The organism is Xanthomonas sp. NCPPB 3174 (genome assembly GCF_056725205.1).
Genome location: NZ_CM161517.1, coordinates 1,260,010 through 1,275,658 on the forward strand (window position 1 = coordinate 1,260,010; position 15,649 = coordinate 1,275,658).

Here is a 15,649-nt window from a genome sequence, read left to right on the forward strand (position 1 = left end):
GCTCCTCTTTTTTTGTCCGCGCTTGCGTTGGCGCCGCGATCCGGGCTTCATAGCCGGCCCCGATCGCCGGAGCCACCCATGCATCGCCGTCTTGCCCTCCTGACCCTGCTTGCCCTGTCGCCGGCGCTCGCCGCGGCGCAGCCGCCGGCATGCGCGACGCCGCTGCAGATGGCCGAGCGCCTGTACAAGGCGCGCGATTTCTACTGGCAGCCGCAGAACCTGGACGGCTTGCTGACGCCATCCTTTGCGCATGCCCTGCAGGCCGACCAGCGCTGCGCGGCGCGCGAGGGCGTGTGCCGGCTGGACTTCGATCCGTGGACCAGCGCGCAGGACGGCGACATTCAGGGCGCGCCGACCTTCACTCTGGTCTCGGGCGGTTCGCAGGCCACCGTGGTGGAGGTGCGCATGGACTACCGCTTGGCGTTCGGCGGTCGTGCCGCGCGGGCGCAGTCGGTCAAGATCGAGCTGCAGCGCCGCGGCAACGGTTGCTGGGCGGTCAGCGACCTGATCGCGCCGGACGGGCAATCGCTGTTCGCGCTGCTGACCGATCCGGAGGACTAGGCGCGCGGAGTGTCACGCCGCCCGGGAATCCAAATTCCTCTGGTAGGAGACACTGGGGCGCCGTGTGGATGGCTGCATGCGCCCCTCACTGTGCGGGAGGTGAGGGAAGCGGTGGCGGGAAGGTCTCCCTAGCGCGCTGGCGAGCGGCGGCATGAAGTTGGGGGAGGAGTGGATGTCCCGCGCGCACCTACCCTCACCCCAACCCCTCTCCCGGAGGGAGAGGGGCTAGGAGCGCGACAGCGGCCTGGGGCTACTTCAGCTTCAGCATCACGATGGCCTTGGCCGGCAGCGCCACCTGCAGCGTGTTGCCTTGCAGGCGGGCACCTGCGAACGCGGCCGGGCGCACCGCCTGCGGCTGGGCGAAGGTGTTGAGTGCATCGATGGTCGGGGCGGTCAGGATCTGCCCGTCGACGCTGCGTGCCTGCACGCCGTCGACCTGCACCGCGATGTCGGCGCTGCGGTTGGGGTCCAGATTGGTCAGCGCCACGTACACGTGCCCGTCCTTGGCCCGCACCGCCGAGCCGTGCACCGCCGGCACCGTGTAGCCGGCATGCCGGTAATCCGGCGTCGTGATCTGCAGCGGCAGCGCGGTCGCGTCCTGGTAGGGCTTGTACAGCATGAACACGTGGTAGGTCGGCGTGAGCAGCATCCTGTTGCCGTCGGTGAGGATCATCGCCTGCAGCACGTTGACCATCTGCGCGATGTTGGCCATGCGCACGCGGTCGGCATGCTGGACGAAGATGTCCAGGTTGAGCGAGGCCACCAGTGCGTCGCGCAAGGTGTTCTGCTGGCGCAGGAAACCCGGGTTCACGTCGGGCAGGCCCTTGTACCAGGTGCCCCATTCGTCGACCACCAGCGCGACCTTCTTGTCCGGGTCGTACTTGTCCATGATCGCGCTGTGCTTGGCGATCAGCTCGTCCATCAGGAGTGTGCGCGACAGCGTCTCGATCCAGGCCGCCTCGTCGAAGCTGGTGGAGGAGGCGCGCGGCGGCCAGCCGCCAGGGATGGTGTAGTAGTGCAGGCTGAGGCCATCCATGAACTTGGTGGCCTCGCGCATCATCACCTCGGTCCAGTGATAGTCGGCATCGCTGGGGCCGGGTGCGATCTTCATGATCGTCTGGTCGGCCGGCGCCTTGACGAAGGTCTGGTAGCGGCGGAACACGTCGGCGGCGTATTCGGCGCGCATGTTGCCGCCGCAGCCCCACAGCTCGTTGCCCACGCCGAAGAACGGCACCTTCCACGGCGCCTGGCGGCCGTTGCGGCGGCGCTGCTCGGCCAGGGTCGAGCGCGTGGGCGCGGTCATGTACTCCACCCACTGCGCCATCTCGTCCGGCGCCGCGTCGCCGACGTTGCCGGCCACGTAGGCCTGCGTGCCGAGCAGTTCGGTGAAATCCATGAACTCGTGGGTGCCGAAGCTGTTGGGTTCCTCCACGCCGCCCCAGTGGGTGTTGACGCTGGTCGGGCGCTGGTTGCGCGGACCGATGCCGTCGCGCCAGTGGTATTCGTCGGCGAAGCAGCCGCCGGGCCAGCGGATGTCGGGGACATCCAGCGCCTTCAGCGCGGCGACCACGTCGTTGCGGTAGCCGCGGGTGTTGGGGATCTTCGAGTCCGGGCCGACCCAGACGCCGCCGTAGATGCCGGTGCCCAGGTGCTCGGCGAACTGCCCAAACAGGTGGCGCGACACCGCGGCGCCGGGGCGGTCGGCATGCAGGGTGCCGCGCACCTCGACGTCGGCGGCCTGCGCCAGCGTGGCGGCCAGCACCAGGCCGAGCGTCGCGGCGATCAGCGGCAGCCGCCGCCACTGCACCGCACGCTGCTTCAGGAAACGGGGCGAACGCATCGGGAACTCCTTGTCGGGTAGGGCGGCGCTGTCGCCAGCGTCGCGTGGAAGCGACGGCCGGCAGGCGGCCACGACGTGGCGCCAAACCGATGCCGCATTCGGGTGGCGCAACCCCGGCACGCATCGCTCCGCGCCTGTCCCCGGTTGCCCCTGTCCCGAGCATAAGAGAGACGCGCAGAGCGGACCAATGTCCGAATCCGCTGCCGCCATATCCGAATTGCAATACGCGGCACCGCCCCGCGCCCAGCCCGGTCCGCGAGTGTGCGCGCGATCGCACAGCGCAAAGCCGCTGCTCGCGCAGCGATGGCCGCGCCGCGTCCTCGCTGGTTATGCTGCGGACCCCGCGCATGCGCATCACCGAACAGGCTCCTGCATGTCCTCGCTCTTCGGTCATCTTCCCGACGGTACCGCCATCCAGTGCGTGGTCCTGGACAGCGGCGACGGCCTGCGTGCCGAACTGCTGACCTACGGCGGCCTGTTGCGCAGCCTGCGCCTGCACGGCGCGCATGGCGAGACCGACCTGGTGCTGGGGCTGCCGACGCTGCAGGACTACCTGCACGACCCGGCCTACCTGGGCGTGCTGGTCGGCCGCTTCGGCAACCGCATCGCCGGCTCGGCCTTCACCGTCGATGGCCGTCGTTACGCGGTCACCGCCAACGAGGGCGCCAACCACCTGCACGGCGGCGCCTTGGGCTTCGGTCGGCGGGTGTGGACGGTGCTGGCGCAGACCGAACGCACGTTGCAGTTGCGCTACGACTCGCCGGCGGGCGAGGAAGGCTACCCGGGGAACGTCGCGGTGGAGGCGACCTACCGCGTCGATGGCCGCTGCCTGAGCGTCGAGTTCGTCGCGCAGACCGATGCGCCGACCCCGCTCAATCTCACCCACCATCCCTATTTCAACCTGGCCGGCGATGCCGCGGTGCCCGCCGCGGCGCAGTGGCTGCGGGTGCCGGCCGACCGTTACCTGCCGGTGGGCGATGCCGCGCTGCTGCCGCGCGGCGAGGTCGCCACGGTGGCCGGCACGCCGTTCGATTTCCGCCACGCGCGGGCCATCGCCGACAAGGACATCGCCGCCGATCCGCAACTGACGCTCAGTACCGGCTATGACCACTGCCTGGTGCTGGCCGAGGGCCGCGATTGCACCGCGCTGCTGTATTCGCCGCACAGCGGCGTGGCCATGCGCATCGCCAGCCCGATGCCGGCCGTGCAGCTGTACGAAGGCCAGGGCCTGGACCGGCAGCATCCGGCGCTGGGCCGCGGCATCTGCCTGGAGCCGCAGGGCTACCCGGACGCGCCGAACCAGCCGGGCTTTCCCGATTGCATCCTGCGCCCGGGCCAGGTCTATCGGCACCGCATCGTGTATCAGTTCGCCGACGTTGGCCGCGACGCGGAGTGGGCGGCGGTGGAGGCGGCGCTGGCGGAGCAGGGCGGCCGTTGATGCGTGGGACGTCGTAGGAGCGGCTTCAGCCGCGACCGGGCCGTTCCCGGCATCACCCGTCGCGGCGGAAGCCGCTTCTACGGGAAGACGGGGCCGCTACTGCGCGTGCCCCAGCACCAGCTCGATCACGAACTTGCTGCCGAAGAACGACAGCAGCAGGAGCACCATTGCCGCCAGGGTCCAGTGCACCGCCTTGACCCCGCGCCAGCCGTAGCGCCAGCGGCCGAACAGCAGCGCGCCGAACACGATCCACGACAGCACGCTGAGCACGGTCTTTTGCACCAGCCGCTGCGCCAGGAAATCCTGCACGAACAGCACGCCGGTCAGCAGGGTCAGGGTCAGCAGGATGAAGCCGACCACGATGGTGCGGAACAGCAGCGTCTCCAGCGCGGTCAGCGGCGGCAGCGCGCGCAGCCAGGGATGGAAGTCGCGGCGTCGCAGCGCGCGTTCCTGCAGCCACAGCATCACCGCCAGCAGAGCGGCGATGCCCAGGGTGGCGTAGGCCAGCAGCGCCAGCCAGGCGTGCAACTGCAGCCGCCAGTCCAGTACCGGCGCCGGCTCGTGGCCATAGCCGTGGTAGGCCAGCAGCAGCGCGGCCGACAGCGGGAACACCACCACGCCCAGCGCGGCCATGCGCCCGCTGGCGCCGACCAGGGCGGTCATCAGCGCCATGCCCAGGCTGACCAGCGACAGCGCGGCGAAGAAGTGCATGTCCGGGCCGCCGGCGGTGTGCAGGGCGACCTGCACGTGATAGCCCGCATGCAGCGCCACCGCCGGCAGCGCCGGCAGCAGCCAGGCCCGGCTGCGGTCCACCCGGTCGCGCACCACCGCGGCGATCAGCAGGCCGGTCGCGGTCAGGTACAGCAGGGCGGCAAGGACGGTGATGAGCATCGCGCCAGTTTCGCATATCGGGCAGGCCGCCGTGACGGCGGCGCCGGGGATCGCCGACGCGCCCGGCTATAATCGACGGCCGTTTCCCGTCCGCGACCAGCCCGCATGTTCGAATCCCTCACCCAACGCCTCTCCGGCACCATGCAGCGCCTGCGCGGCCGCGGTCGCCTGACCGAGGAGAACATCCGCGAAGCCACCCGCGAAGTGCGCATCGCGCTGCTCGAGGCCGACGTCGCCCTGCCGGTGGTGCAGGCGCTGATCGAGCGCATCAAGGTGCGCGCGGTCGGCCAGGAAGTGCTCAAGAGCCTGACCCCGGGCCAGGCGCTGATCAAGGTCGTGCGCGACGAGCTGACCGCGGTGATGGGCTCGGCCGCCAGCGACCTGAACCTCAACGTGCCGGCGCCGGCGATCGTGCTGATGGCCGGCCTGCAGGGCGCGGGCAAGACCACCACGGTCGGCAAGCTGGCCAAGCACCTGAAGGAAAAGCGCAAGAAGAAGGTGATGGTGGTGTCGGCCGACGTGTACCGCCCGGCCGCGATCGAGCAGCTCAAGACCCTGGCCGAGCAGGTCGGGGTGCTGTTCTTCCCGTCCGAGGCCTCGCAGAAGCCGGTGGACATCGTCCGCGCTGCCATCGCCGACGCGCGCAAGTCCTTCGTCGACGTGCTGCTGGTGGATACCGCCGGCCGCCTGGCCATCGACGCGGCGATGATGGAGGAGATCAAGGCGCTGCACGCGGCGATCGCCCCGGTCGAGACCCTGTTCGTGGTCGACGCGATGACCGGCCAGGACGCGGCCAACACCGCCAAGGCGTTCAGCGAGGCGCTGCCGCTGACCGGCGTGGTGCTGACCAAGACCGACGGCGACGCCCGCGGCGGCGCGGCGCTGAGCGTGCGCTACATCACCGGCAAGCCGATCAAGTTCATCGGCGTCGGCGAGAAGCCCGACGGCCTGGACGTGTTCCATCCCGACCGCCTGGCCAGCCGCATCCTCGACATGGGCGACGTGCTGTCGCTGGTCGAGCAGGTCGAGCACCAGGTCGACAAGGACAAGGCGCAGAAGCTGGCCGAGAAGGTCGCCAAGGGCAAGAAGTTCGACCTCAACGACATGCGCGACCAGCTCGAGCAGATGCAGAACATGGGCGGCCTGTCCGGGCTGATGGACAAGCTGCCGGGCATGGGCCAGATCCCCGAGCACCTCAAGCAGCAGGTCGCCGGCAACAAGGACGTGCCGCGGATGATCGCCATCATCGGCTCGATGACCAAGAAGGAGCGGCGCAACCCGGGCCTGCTCAACGGCTCGCGCCGCGCGCGCATCGCCCGCGGCTCCGGCACCCAGCCGGCCGACGTCAACAAGCTGATGAAGCAGTATCAGCAGATGGAAAAGATGATGAGCAAGATGGCCGGCGGCGGCATGAAGGGCCTGATGCGCGGCATGAAGGGCATGCTCGGCGGCATGGGCGGCCGCGGTGGATTGCCGTTCCGCTGAGCACGTCCGTCGGTGAGCCGCGCGAGGCGGCAACGGGATGGCGGCGCCGCCGTCGTCCCATCTGGAATTTTTTGAAAGGGACGTCACTCCGATGAGCGAACATTCGATGTATTTCACCGGCGACGAAGACGCGGCGATGCAGGCCGCCTACATCGCCGCGCGCGGCACGTTCAAGTTTTTCTGGCGCGAACTGTCCTGGGAGTACCGGCGCATCGTGCCGGGGTTGGAAATGGCCGCGGTGAAGTTCGCATTCGCCACCGATGCCACCGACCCCGAGGCGCCGCCGGTCGAACACATGTGGGTCGGCGACGTGCAGTTCGACGGCGAGACAGTCTCCGGCACGCTGCTCAACGATCCGGACGACATCGCGTCGTTGCAGGCCGGTGCCGAGGTCGCATTGCCGTTCGCCGAGCTGGAGGACTGGATGTACGTCATCGGCGGCAAGGTCTATGGCGGCTACACCATCGACGCGCAGCGGCGCGAGATGGAAGCCGACGAACGCGCAGAACACGATGCGGCCTGGGGGCTGGAATTCGGTCCGCCCGGACAGGTGCGGCTGGTGCCGTCGCCGACGCAGGCGCCGGACGGCGGCGCCGACAACGCCGCTGCCGAACTGCGCGAGCACCCGATGAGCGAGAACATCGCGCCGCGCATCGACGAGGATCTGCGCGGCCACCCCGAGGCGGTGCATGCGCGCGACGGGCAGGGCTGGACCCTGTTGCAGCGCGATGCGCTGGCCGGCAACTACCAGCCGGTGGCGTTGTTGCTGCAGCATGGCGCCGACCCGTCGCTGCGCACGCCGCAAGGACGGACGGCGCTGGAGCTGGCGCAGCATATGGGGTGGCCGCGGATCGTGCAGTTGTTGCAACAGGCCGCCTGAGATGGCGCTTTCGCCTCGCCCGGCATCCGCGGCGCAGGCGCGCGTCGCGCAGTTCTGCGAACGCTTCGGCCTGCGCCTGCCGATCCTGCTCAGCCCGATGGCCGGCGCCTGCCCGGTGCCGCTGTCGGCCGCGGTCACCGCGGCCGGCGGCATGGGCGCGATGGGCGCAGTGCTGTCCGCGCCGCAGGACATCGTGACGTGGATGGACGCGCTGCGCGCCGCCGGCGGCGGGCCGGCGCAGGTCAACCTGTGGGTGCCGGATCCGCCGCCCGTGCGCGATGCCGCCGCCGAGGCCGAGGTGCGTGCCTTTCTCGCTGCCTGGGGCCCGCCGGTCGAGGCCACGGCGGGCGAAGCCGGACCTGCCGACTTCGACGCCCAGTTCGAGGCCCTGCTGGCGGCGCGGCCGGCGGTGGCCTCCTCGATCATGGGCCTGTTCCGCCCTGATCAGGTGCAGCGGCTGCGGCAGGCGGGGATCGCCTGGTTCGCCTGCGTCACTACCCTGGACGAGGCGCTGGCTGCGCAGGCCGCCGGCGCCGATGCGGTGGTCGCGCAGGGGGGCGAGGCCGGTGGCCACCGCGGCGCCTTCGAGCCCGCCAGCGCCGAGCGGCAACTGACCGGGCTGTTCGCGCTGCTGCCGCGGCTGGCCGACCATCTGCGGATCCCGGTGATCGCCGCCGGCGGCATCGGCGACGGCCGCGGCATCGCCGCCGCGCTGACCCTGGGCGCGAGCGCGGTGCAGATCGGCACCGCCCTGCTGCGCAGCCCGGAGGCGGCGCTGGCACCGGCCTGGGCCAATGCGCTGGCCAGGGCCGAACCCGAGCAGACCACGCTGACCCGCGCCTTTTCCGGCCGTCTGGGCCGGGTGCTGGTCACCGACTACGTGCGTGCTGCCGCCGCGCCGGACGCGCCGCCGCCTCGGCCGTATCCGGTGCAGCGCGGGCTGACTGCACCGATGCGCCAGGCCGCGCAGCGAGCCGACCGCCTGGCGGCGATGCAGGCCTGGGCCGGGCAGTCGGCATGGATGGCACCGGCCGAGCCCGCCGCGACGTTGGTTGAACGCTGGTGGGCGCAGGCGCAGGCCCTGCTGTGACATCGCAGGTCCTCCACCACGGGCAGCCTGCCAGCGCCGAGCTGCTGGCCGCGGCCGCGCTGGTGAATTACGGGCATTTCAGCACCATGCAGGTCCGCGACGGTGCCGTGCGCGGGTTCGACCTGCATCTGCAGCGCTTGCAGCAGGCCAACGCGGCGCTGTTCGGGAGTGTCTTGCCGCATGAGCGCGTGCGCGCCGAGCTACGCGCGGCGCTGGCCGCCTTCGGCAGGGGCGACGCCTCGCTGCGCGTCACCGTGTTCTCGCCCGCATTCACGCTGCGCCGTGCCGGTGCCGACTGCGCCGTGGAACTGCTGGTGTCGCTGGCGCCACCGGCACAGGCCGAGGCGGCGCCGCTGCGGTTGCGCAGTGGCGTATTTGCCCGGGAGACGCCCCACCTCAAGCACGTCGGCACCTTCAGTGCTTTTTACCAACGCCGCTTGGCGCAGCAGGCCGGCAGCGACGACGCGCTGTTCGTCGACGCGCAGGGGCAGGTGGCCGAAGGCCCGACCTGGAACCTGGGGCTGTGGGACGGGGTCTGCCTGCACTGGCCGCAGGCGCCGGCGCTGCAGGGCACCCAGCAGCGGCTGCTGCAGGCGGGCCTGGCGAAATTGGGTGTGGCGCAAGAAGTGCGGCCACTGCCGCTCCAGGCGTTCGGGCCCGACGTGGCCGCCTTCACCTGCAACGCCCGCGGCCAGCAGGCGGTGGCGGCGGTGGACGGGCGCGCGCTGCGCCCGGCCGCGGATCTATTGGCCATGCTGGAGGCCGCGTTGCACACCCAGCCCTGGCAGGCGATCGGAGCACCCAGAGAGGTGTCGCCGCCATTGGCGCGCTTCTGACGAATCCCCAATCCCAAAATCCCCAATCCCCTTGTCGCGTCAGCGGCAACGACTTGGCAGAGCCGGGGCCGGCCGCTATAATCGCCGGCTCACCGCGCCATCCTGGCGACTGGGCAACACCGGAAACTCACCATGGTCAAGATCCGCCTCACCCGTGGCGGCGCCAAGAAGCGCCCCTTCTACCACATCATCGTCACCGACGTGCGCAGCGCGCGCGACGGCCGCAACATCGAACGCGTCGGTTACTACAACCCGGTCGCCCAGGGCGCCGAGCCGCGCGTGGTGCTGGACCTGGCCCGCGTCGATCATTGGGTGTCCAATGGCGCTCAGCTGACCGACAAGGTGCGCAACCTGTACAAGGAAGCCACCAAGAACCAGGCCGCCGCGGCCTGATTCCGCGGGCCGCGCCCAGCGCGCGGCCCTTGCGTTTGCGCCAATGAAAGACAGCCAGCGCCGCATCCTGCTCGGTCGGGTCCTCGGCGCGTTCGGCATCCGTGGCGAGGCCAAGCTCGAGTCCTGGACCGAGCCGCGCCTCGCCATGTTTCGTTATCAGCCCTGGATCGTGCGCAAGCCCGACGGCAGCGAGAGCAGCCTCACCGGCGTGCGCGGCCGCGAGTCCGGCAAGTACCTGATCGCCACGCTGCCCGAGGTCACCGACCGCGACGCCGTGGAAGCCCTGCGCGGCACCGAGATCTACGTGGCGCGCAGCAGCCTGCCGCCGCCGCGCCCGGACGAGTACTACTGGGTGGACCTGGAAGGCCTGGACGTGCGCACCGTCGACGGCGTGGCGCTGGGGCAGGTATCGCACCTGTTCTCCACCGGCGCGAACGACGTGCTGGTGGTGCGCGGCGACCGCGAGCGGCTGGTGCCGTTCGTGCAGCCGGACTACATCAAGTCGGTGGATTTCGAGGCCAACCTGGTCGTGGTCGACTGGGACCCCGAGTTCTGAGCGAAGCCGGTGCGCGCCGGCCCCGCTGTTGCGTTTGCGAATCCCCAATCCCGACTCCCCAATCCCTGCCCATGCGCATCGACGTCATCAGCCTGTTCCCCGAGTTCGTCGCCCAGTGCGCCGGGTTCGGCGTGGTCGGGCGTGCGCAGGAGCGGGCGCTGCTGGACCTGCACGGCTGGAACCCGCGCGACTACGCCAGCGGCGGCTACCGCAAGGTCGACGACCGCCCGTTCGGCGGCGGGCCGGGCATGGTGATGATGATCGAGCCGCTGCAGGCCTGCCTGCAGGCGGTGCGCGACGCCGATCCGCAGCCGGCGCCGCTGATCTACCTGAGCCCGCAGGGGCGGCCGCTGACCCAGGCCAAGGCTCGCGAACTGGCCGCGTTGCCGCGGCTGCTGCTGCTGTGCGGGCGCTACGAGGGCGTGGACGAGCGCTTCGTCGCCGCCGCGGTGGACGAGGAAATCTCGATCGGCGACTACGTGCTGTCCGGCGGCGAACTGGCCGCGGCGGTGCTGGTGGATGCGGTGACCCGGCTGCAGGAGGGCGCGCTGAACGACGCCGAATCCGCCGCCCAGGACAGTTTCGAGGGTCCGGACGGCCTGCTCGACTGCCCGCACTACACCCACCCGCGCGAACACGCGCTGGGCGAGGTGCCGGCGGTGCTGCGTTCCGGCAACCACGCTGCGATCGCCCGCTGGCGGCGCATGCAGGCGCTGGGGCGGACCTGGCTGCGGCGCCCGGAACTGCTGGACGAGGCGGCGCTGAGCGCGGCCGACCGGCGTCTGCTGCAGGAATTCCGCCAGGAGCGGGAGGCGGCGCAGGCCGCCGAACAGGAAAATCCATCCAGGCCCTAGCCATTGCCGCCGGGCTGGGTTAAAATGCCCGGCTTTCCGGCCAGTGCGTTCCGTGCTTGGCCCATCCGATATCGCGCAATCGCCGTGCGGCGACTGCCGGACCACCTCACCAGACACAAGCGGTGCCCACCATGAGCAAGCTCAACAAGACCATCCTGGCCGACTTCGAAGCCGCCCAGATCCAGCGCAAGCTGCCGGAGTTCAACCAGGGCGACACCGTCGTCGTCAACGTCAAGGTGAAGGAAGGCAACCGCGAGCGCGTGCAGGCCTACGAAGGCGTGGTGATCGGCACCAAGAACGCCGGCCTGAACTCCTCGTTCACCGTGCGCAAGATCTCGCACGGTTACGGCGTCGAGCGCGTGTTCCAGACCCACAGCGCCACCATCGACTCGGTCGAAGTGAAGCGCCGCGGCAAGGTCCGCGCCGGCAAGCTGTACTACCTGCGTGGCCTGGAAGGCAAGGCTGCCCGCATCAAGGAAGATCTGGCCGCCGCTGCGCAGGCCAAGGTCGCGCGTCAGGCCGCAGCTGCTGCCGCCAAGGCCGAGTAATCTTCCAGCGACCTTTGGTCGCTGCCGCAACGGCCGCCTTCGGGCGGCCGTTTGCGTTCGTGGCGTCGGCCATTGTGCCGGCTCGGTATGTCAGCCAAGGCTGCGCGCGCGGTGCTCTGTAGTAGCGGCTTCAGCCGCGACAAGCTCGACCGGATCAAGGCCGATCCAGGCGCGTAGCGGCAATGGCTTTGCGGGGAATGCCGTCGCGGCTGAAGCCGCTCCTACGCGAGGATGGTGCGATACGCGGACGGTCGCTCAGCGCGCCGGATCCTGCGCCACCGCCACGTCGGCGACCGGCGCCGGCGGCTGCACCGGCACTTCCGCCGGATGCGCCACCGTCTCCGGCGGCGCAGGCGCCAGCATCCGCGCGGTGCGCCAGTTGCCCCAGCGGTAGTACGCCAGCGACACCAGCATAGCGCAGGTGGCGCTGGTCGGGAAGCTCCACCACACCGCATCGGCGCCCAGCTGCGGCTGCAGCAACTGTGCGAACGGCACACGGATGCCCCACAGCGACAGCGCCAGGATCAGCAGCGGCGGGATCACTGCACCGGTCGCGCGGACCACGCCGGAGATCACGAAGGTGACCCCGAAGAACAGGAACGACCACACCGCGATGTGGTTGAGATGGCGCGCGATCTCCAGCGCCGTGCTGTGCGGCGGCAGGAACAGCGCCAGGGTCCAGCGGTCGAACAGGATCAGCGGCGCGATCAGTGCGCCGGTCAGCAAAAAGTTGAACAGCACGCCCTTGCGCGCAGTCGCCGCGACGCGGTCCCAGCGCTGCGCACCGACGTTCTGCGCGGCCATCGACGAGCAGGCCGCACCGATCGCCATCGCCGGCATCTGCAGATAGGCCCACAGTTGCAGCGCTGCGCCGTAGGCCGCGGACGTGTCGGTGCCGTAGCCGTTGACCAGGGCGATCATCACGATCATCGCCAGCGAGATCAGCACCATCTGCAGGCCCATCGGCACGCCCTTGACGATCAGCGCGCGCAGGATCGGCAGGTCGAGCCGGAACAGCCGCGCATCGCGGCGGCCCAGCCACAGCACGTGGCGCTTGTGGCGCAGGTACAGCAGCAACCCGGTCAGCGACACCGCCTGCGCGATCAGCGTTGCCCAGGCCGCACCGGCGATGCCCAGCTTGGGGAACGGTCCCAGCCCGAACAGCAGCAGCGGATTGAAGCCGATGTCCAACGCCACCGACAGCAGCAGGAAGCGGAACGGCGTGCGCGAATCGCCGGTGCCGCGCAGCGCCGCCGACAGGAACGCGAAGGTGTAGAGCAGCGGCATCGCCAGGAAGATCACCCGCAGGTAGGCTTCGGCCAGCGGCAGCGACGCCGCCGGCGTGCCCATCGCCGCCAGCAGGTGCCGCGCCAGCCACCAGCCGCCGGCGGCGATCAACACCGAGATGCCGATGAAGAAGGTGGCGCTGGTGCCCATCACCCGTCGCGCCTGGGCCACGTCGCCGCGGCCCATCGCCTGGCCGATCAGGATGGTGGCGGCCATGCCGATGCCGAACACCGAACCAATCAGGAAGAACATGATGCTGTTGGCGTTGGCCGCGGCAGTGAGCGCCGCTTCACCGAGATAGCGGCCGATCCACACGGCATTGACCGACCCGTTGAGCGACTGCGCGATGTTGCCGGCCAGGATCGGCAACGAGAACAGCAGCAACTGGCGGCCGATCGGGCCTTCGGTGAGCGCGGCAGGCTTGGTCATCGCGGTCGGGATCGAGCGTGAGCCGGCCACACTAGCACCGACGGATGTCGCTGGGGCGTTGGCGGGCCGGGATCTGCAGCGTTCGCGCAGCAGGCGTGCATGGGGCCCGCCTACGCCGCCCTGCGGCGTGTGGCCTGCGCCGTCACGCGTGGCGTGGTCCTGCCCAAGTCGCGCGGTCGTGCAGTTGCGGCGAGGATAGGTGCACGTTCGGCATGGATCGCGTCATGCGCCTGGTGTGGGTGTGGATCAAAGCCAGCGCCAGCCTGGGACAGTAAACCTGGGTGAGCCACACCCACGGTCCGCCTGCCGCGAGTTCGCTCGCTACCTGCCAACGCATTCATCCTGAAGGGGCGTGTCCCTGCGGACGCGGTGCTTGTATTGGCGCGATCGCATCGCCATCTCCGCGGAAAGACCTGCGCGCCGCCCATGCACTCTGCCTGCCCGATCCGGCGTCGTCCTTTGGCTGCCTGCAACCCCTAACGTGAGTGGATGTCGAGCAACGTAATGAACGAACCTGTCGTGCAAGCCGCCTCGGTGCGCCTGGATGTCTGGCTATGGGCCGCGCGCTTCTTCAAGACCCGCAGCCTGGCCAAGCAGGCCGTGGAAACCGGCAAGGTGGACGTGGCCGGGCAGCGGCCCAAGTCCTCGCGCGCGGTGCGCGTGGGCGAGCAGGTGCGGGTGCAGCGTGGCGATGAGGTGTTCGAGATCCAGGTGCTGGGGCTGAGCGATACGCGCGGTCCTGCCAGCGTGGCGCAGGCGCTGTACCAGGAAAGCGAGGCGTCACGCGAGCGCCGCACGCAGTTGCGCGCGCAGCGCAGCGCCGAGCGCAGCGGCTACCAGGCACCGGAGGGCAAGCCGGACAAGCGTGCGCGGCGGCTGATCCGCGCGCTTGGGGATCTGGACGCGCTGTAGCCGAACGCCCTGCGTCGCCGTGCGAATGGCCGGGCGGCGTTGCGCCGATCTTGGTCAGAAGGTGGGCTGTGGCCTGTATGCCGCTCGCGTCGATGGCAGTGGCGACGCGTCCGGTGTGCCGCAGTCGCAGCCGAAGCGGATCCTACGAGGAGGCTTTCGCTGCCGCCAATGCCCGGTACTCCCGATCCAGTCGCTCCACCGACGCCTGCAAGTCCGCTGCGGCGCCGTCGTTGACCACCACGTCGTCGGCAATGGCCAGGCGTGCGGCGCGGGTGGCCTGCGCCGCCAGCATGCGCTGCGCCAGGTCGGCGGTGATGCCGTCGCGCTGCATCAGGCGGGCGTGCTGCACTGCCTCGGGGGCGTCGATCACCAGGATCCGGTCGAGCCAGGGATAGGCGGCGCGTGCGCCAACCTCGGTGAGCAGCGGAATCGCCGCGATCGCGTACGGCCCTGCAGCCTCGCGGCACTGTTCCTGCAGCAACAGGCGGATGGCGGGGTGGGTGATCGCTTCCAGGTCGCGGCGCGCGGTCGCGTCCTCGAAGATGCGCTGGCGCAAGGCGGCGCGGTCCAGGTTGCCATCGTCCTGCAGGATCTGCGGCCCGAACCGCGCCACGATCTGCGCCAGCGCCGGATGGCCGGGCGCGACCACCGCACGTGCGGCGAGGTCGGCATCGGCGACGACGATGCCCCTGGCCTCGAAGCGGCGACTCAGTTCGCTCTTGCCGGAGGCCACGCCTCCGGTCAGGCCGACGACGAAATCAGTCAAGCCGCGGGCTCCGTCAGCGCAGCCCCGACCAGCGCATGTAGGTCTCGACGATCTCCGTGCCCCAGAAGAAGGTAATCCAGCCGGCAATCGCCAAATAGGGGCCGAACGGGATCGGCGTGGCGCGGTCGCGGCCCTTGGCCGCCAGCCACAACGAACCCAGTATCGCGCCGACCAGCGAGGAGATCAGAATGGTCGGCAGGATGCCCTTCAGGCCGCACCAGGCGCCGATCGCGGCGAGCAGCTTGAAGTCGCCATGGCCCATGCCCTCCTTGCCGGTGATCTGCTTGAACAGCCACCACACCGACCACAGCGAGAAATAGCCGACCGCCGCGCCGAGCAGGGCCGGTTTGGCCGGCATGTACAGGTTGTCCATGCTGCCGATCAAGCCCAGCCACATCAGTGGCAGGGTCAACTGGTCCGGCAGCAGGCGGGTACGCAGGTCGATGCCGGACAGCGCCACCAGGAAGCAACTGAACACGATCGCGCCGAAGCCCTGCCAGCCGAAGCCGAAGCGCCACACGCTCGCGACCACCAGCAAGCTGGTGAGCAGTTCCACCAGCGGGTACTGCGGCGAGATCGGCGCATGGCAATAACGGCACTTGCCGCGCAGCGCCAGCCAACTGAACAGCGGAATGTTCTCGAACCAAGCCAGCTTGTGCTTGCAGTGCGGGCAGTGCGACGGCTCCACCACGATGCCGGGCGGCGGCGGATCGTAGAGGTCCGGCAGCTCCAGGATCTCGCGCGCGTCGCGCTTCCACTGCCATTCCATGCGCTTGGGCATGCGCAGGATCACCACATTGAGGAAGCTGCCCACCAGCAAGCCAAGCCCGGCCGCGGCCGGAAAGCCGAGGCCGGGATGTTGATCGAGAAATGCCATTAATGC

At 70.0% G+C, this 15,649-nt stretch carries 16 protein-coding genes; 11 read left to right on the top strand and 5 right to left on the bottom strand.

The window, feature by feature from the left end; genetic code table 11:
• Nucleotides 1-78: 78 nt before the first annotated feature.
• Nucleotides 79-561: a hypothetical protein gene (locus AC1PK7_RS05685; RefSeq protein WP_481100138.1), complete on the top strand. Its 483-nt coding sequence runs from the start codon at nucleotides 79-81 to the stop codon at nucleotides 559-561.
• 250 nt (nucleotides 562-811) lie between these two features.
• Here AC1PK7_RS05685 and AC1PK7_RS05690 read toward each other — a convergent pair whose 3' ends face one another.
• The gene (locus tag AC1PK7_RS05690; RefSeq protein WP_481100843.1) at nucleotides 812-2,368 is read right to left on the bottom strand and encodes an alpha-N-arabinofuranosidase; all 1,557 of its coding nucleotides are present in this window, start codon (nucleotides 2,366-2,368) and stop codon (nucleotides 812-814) included.
• Nucleotides 2,369-2,774: 406 nt separating this feature from the next.
• On the opposite strand from AC1PK7_RS05690, the gene AC1PK7_RS05695 reads away from it, so the two are divergent.
• Entirely contained in the window at nucleotides 2,775-3,839 is a 1,065-nt protein-coding gene (locus tag AC1PK7_RS05695) for an aldose epimerase family protein (RefSeq protein WP_481100139.1), read from the top strand.
• A 96-nt stretch (nucleotides 3,840-3,935) separates the two neighbouring features.
• Here AC1PK7_RS05695 and AC1PK7_RS05700 read toward each other — a convergent pair whose 3' ends face one another.
• Complete coding sequence (locus AC1PK7_RS05700) at nucleotides 3,936-4,730, bottom strand: cytochrome C assembly family protein (RefSeq protein WP_481100140.1); 795 nt, start codon at nucleotides 4,728-4,730, stop codon at nucleotides 3,936-3,938.
• Nucleotides 4,731-4,835: 105 nt separating this feature from the next.
• Between AC1PK7_RS05700 and ffh the strand changes: the two genes are divergently transcribed.
• From ffh to rplS, 8 genes are all read left to right on the top strand, one after another.
• Nucleotides 4,836-6,215, top strand: coding sequence for a signal recognition particle protein (gene ffh, locus AC1PK7_RS05705; protein ID WP_010342245.1), 1,380 nt, complete (start codon nucleotides 4,836-4,838; stop codon nucleotides 6,213-6,215).
• 91 nt (nucleotides 6,216-6,306) lie between these two features.
• Nucleotides 6,307-7,095 (top strand): DUF2314 domain-containing protein, encoded by a 789-nt coding sequence (locus AC1PK7_RS05710; protein ID WP_481100141.1) that lies wholly within the window; start codon nucleotides 6,307-6,309, stop codon nucleotides 7,093-7,095.
• 1 nt (nucleotide 7,096) lies between these two features.
• The gene (locus AC1PK7_RS05715; protein WP_481100142.1) at nucleotides 7,097-8,185 is read left to right on the top strand and encodes an NAD(P)H-dependent flavin oxidoreductase; all 1,089 of its coding nucleotides are present in this window, start codon (nucleotides 7,097-7,099) and stop codon (nucleotides 8,183-8,185) included.
• Nucleotides 8,182-9,021: an aminotransferase class IV gene (locus AC1PK7_RS05720; protein WP_481100143.1), complete on the top strand. Its 840-nt coding sequence runs from the start codon at nucleotides 8,182-8,184 to the stop codon at nucleotides 9,019-9,021. Before AC1PK7_RS05715 ends, AC1PK7_RS05720 begins: the two co-directional genes overlap by 4 nt.
• Before the next feature lie 132 nt (nucleotides 9,022-9,153).
• A complete protein-coding gene (gene rpsP / locus AC1PK7_RS05725) occupies nucleotides 9,154-9,414 on the top strand; it encodes a 30S ribosomal protein S16 (protein WP_010342240.1) in 261 nt (86 codons plus the stop codon).
• A 43-nt stretch (nucleotides 9,415-9,457) separates the two neighbouring features.
• Nucleotides 9,458-9,970: a ribosome maturation factor RimM gene (gene rimM / locus AC1PK7_RS05730; RefSeq protein WP_010342239.1), complete on the top strand. Its 513-nt coding sequence runs from the start codon at nucleotides 9,458-9,460 to the stop codon at nucleotides 9,968-9,970.
• Nucleotides 9,971-10,041: 71 nt separating this feature from the next.
• Complete coding sequence (gene trmD / locus AC1PK7_RS05735; RefSeq protein WP_420009192.1) at nucleotides 10,042-10,824, top strand: tRNA (guanosine(37)-N1)-methyltransferase TrmD; 783 nt, start codon at nucleotides 10,042-10,044, stop codon at nucleotides 10,822-10,824.
• A 131-nt stretch (nucleotides 10,825-10,955) separates the two neighbouring features.
• Entirely contained in the window at nucleotides 10,956-11,372 is a 417-nt protein-coding gene (rplS, locus tag AC1PK7_RS05740; protein WP_010342237.1) for a 50S ribosomal protein L19, read from the top strand.
• 255 nt (nucleotides 11,373-11,627) lie between these two features.
• Here rplS and AC1PK7_RS05745 read toward each other — a convergent pair whose 3' ends face one another.
• On the bottom strand, nucleotides 11,628-13,088 hold the full coding sequence (locus AC1PK7_RS05745; protein WP_481100144.1) for an MATE family efflux transporter: 1,461 nt from the start codon (nucleotides 13,086-13,088) through the stop codon (nucleotides 11,628-11,630).
• A gap of 504 nt (nucleotides 13,089-13,592) precedes the next feature.
• Here AC1PK7_RS05745 and AC1PK7_RS05750 point away from each other — a divergent pair.
• Entirely contained in the window at nucleotides 13,593-14,000 is a 408-nt protein-coding gene (locus tag AC1PK7_RS05750; RefSeq protein WP_481100145.1) for an RNA-binding S4 domain-containing protein, read from the top strand.
• 142 nt (nucleotides 14,001-14,142) lie between these two features.
• Here the strand turns inward: AC1PK7_RS05750 and coaE are convergent, their stop codons facing one another.
• Both coaE and AC1PK7_RS05760 read right to left on the bottom strand, forming a co-directional pair.
• Entirely contained in the window at nucleotides 14,143-14,766 is a 624-nt protein-coding gene (gene coaE, locus AC1PK7_RS05755) for a dephospho-CoA kinase (protein ID WP_420009195.1), read from the bottom strand.
• A gap of 13 nt (nucleotides 14,767-14,779) precedes the next feature.
• Entirely contained in the window at nucleotides 14,780-15,643 is an 864-nt protein-coding gene (locus tag AC1PK7_RS05760) for a prepilin peptidase (protein WP_209029524.1), read from the bottom strand.
• Between the last annotated feature and the right edge of the window lie 6 nt (nucleotides 15,644-15,649).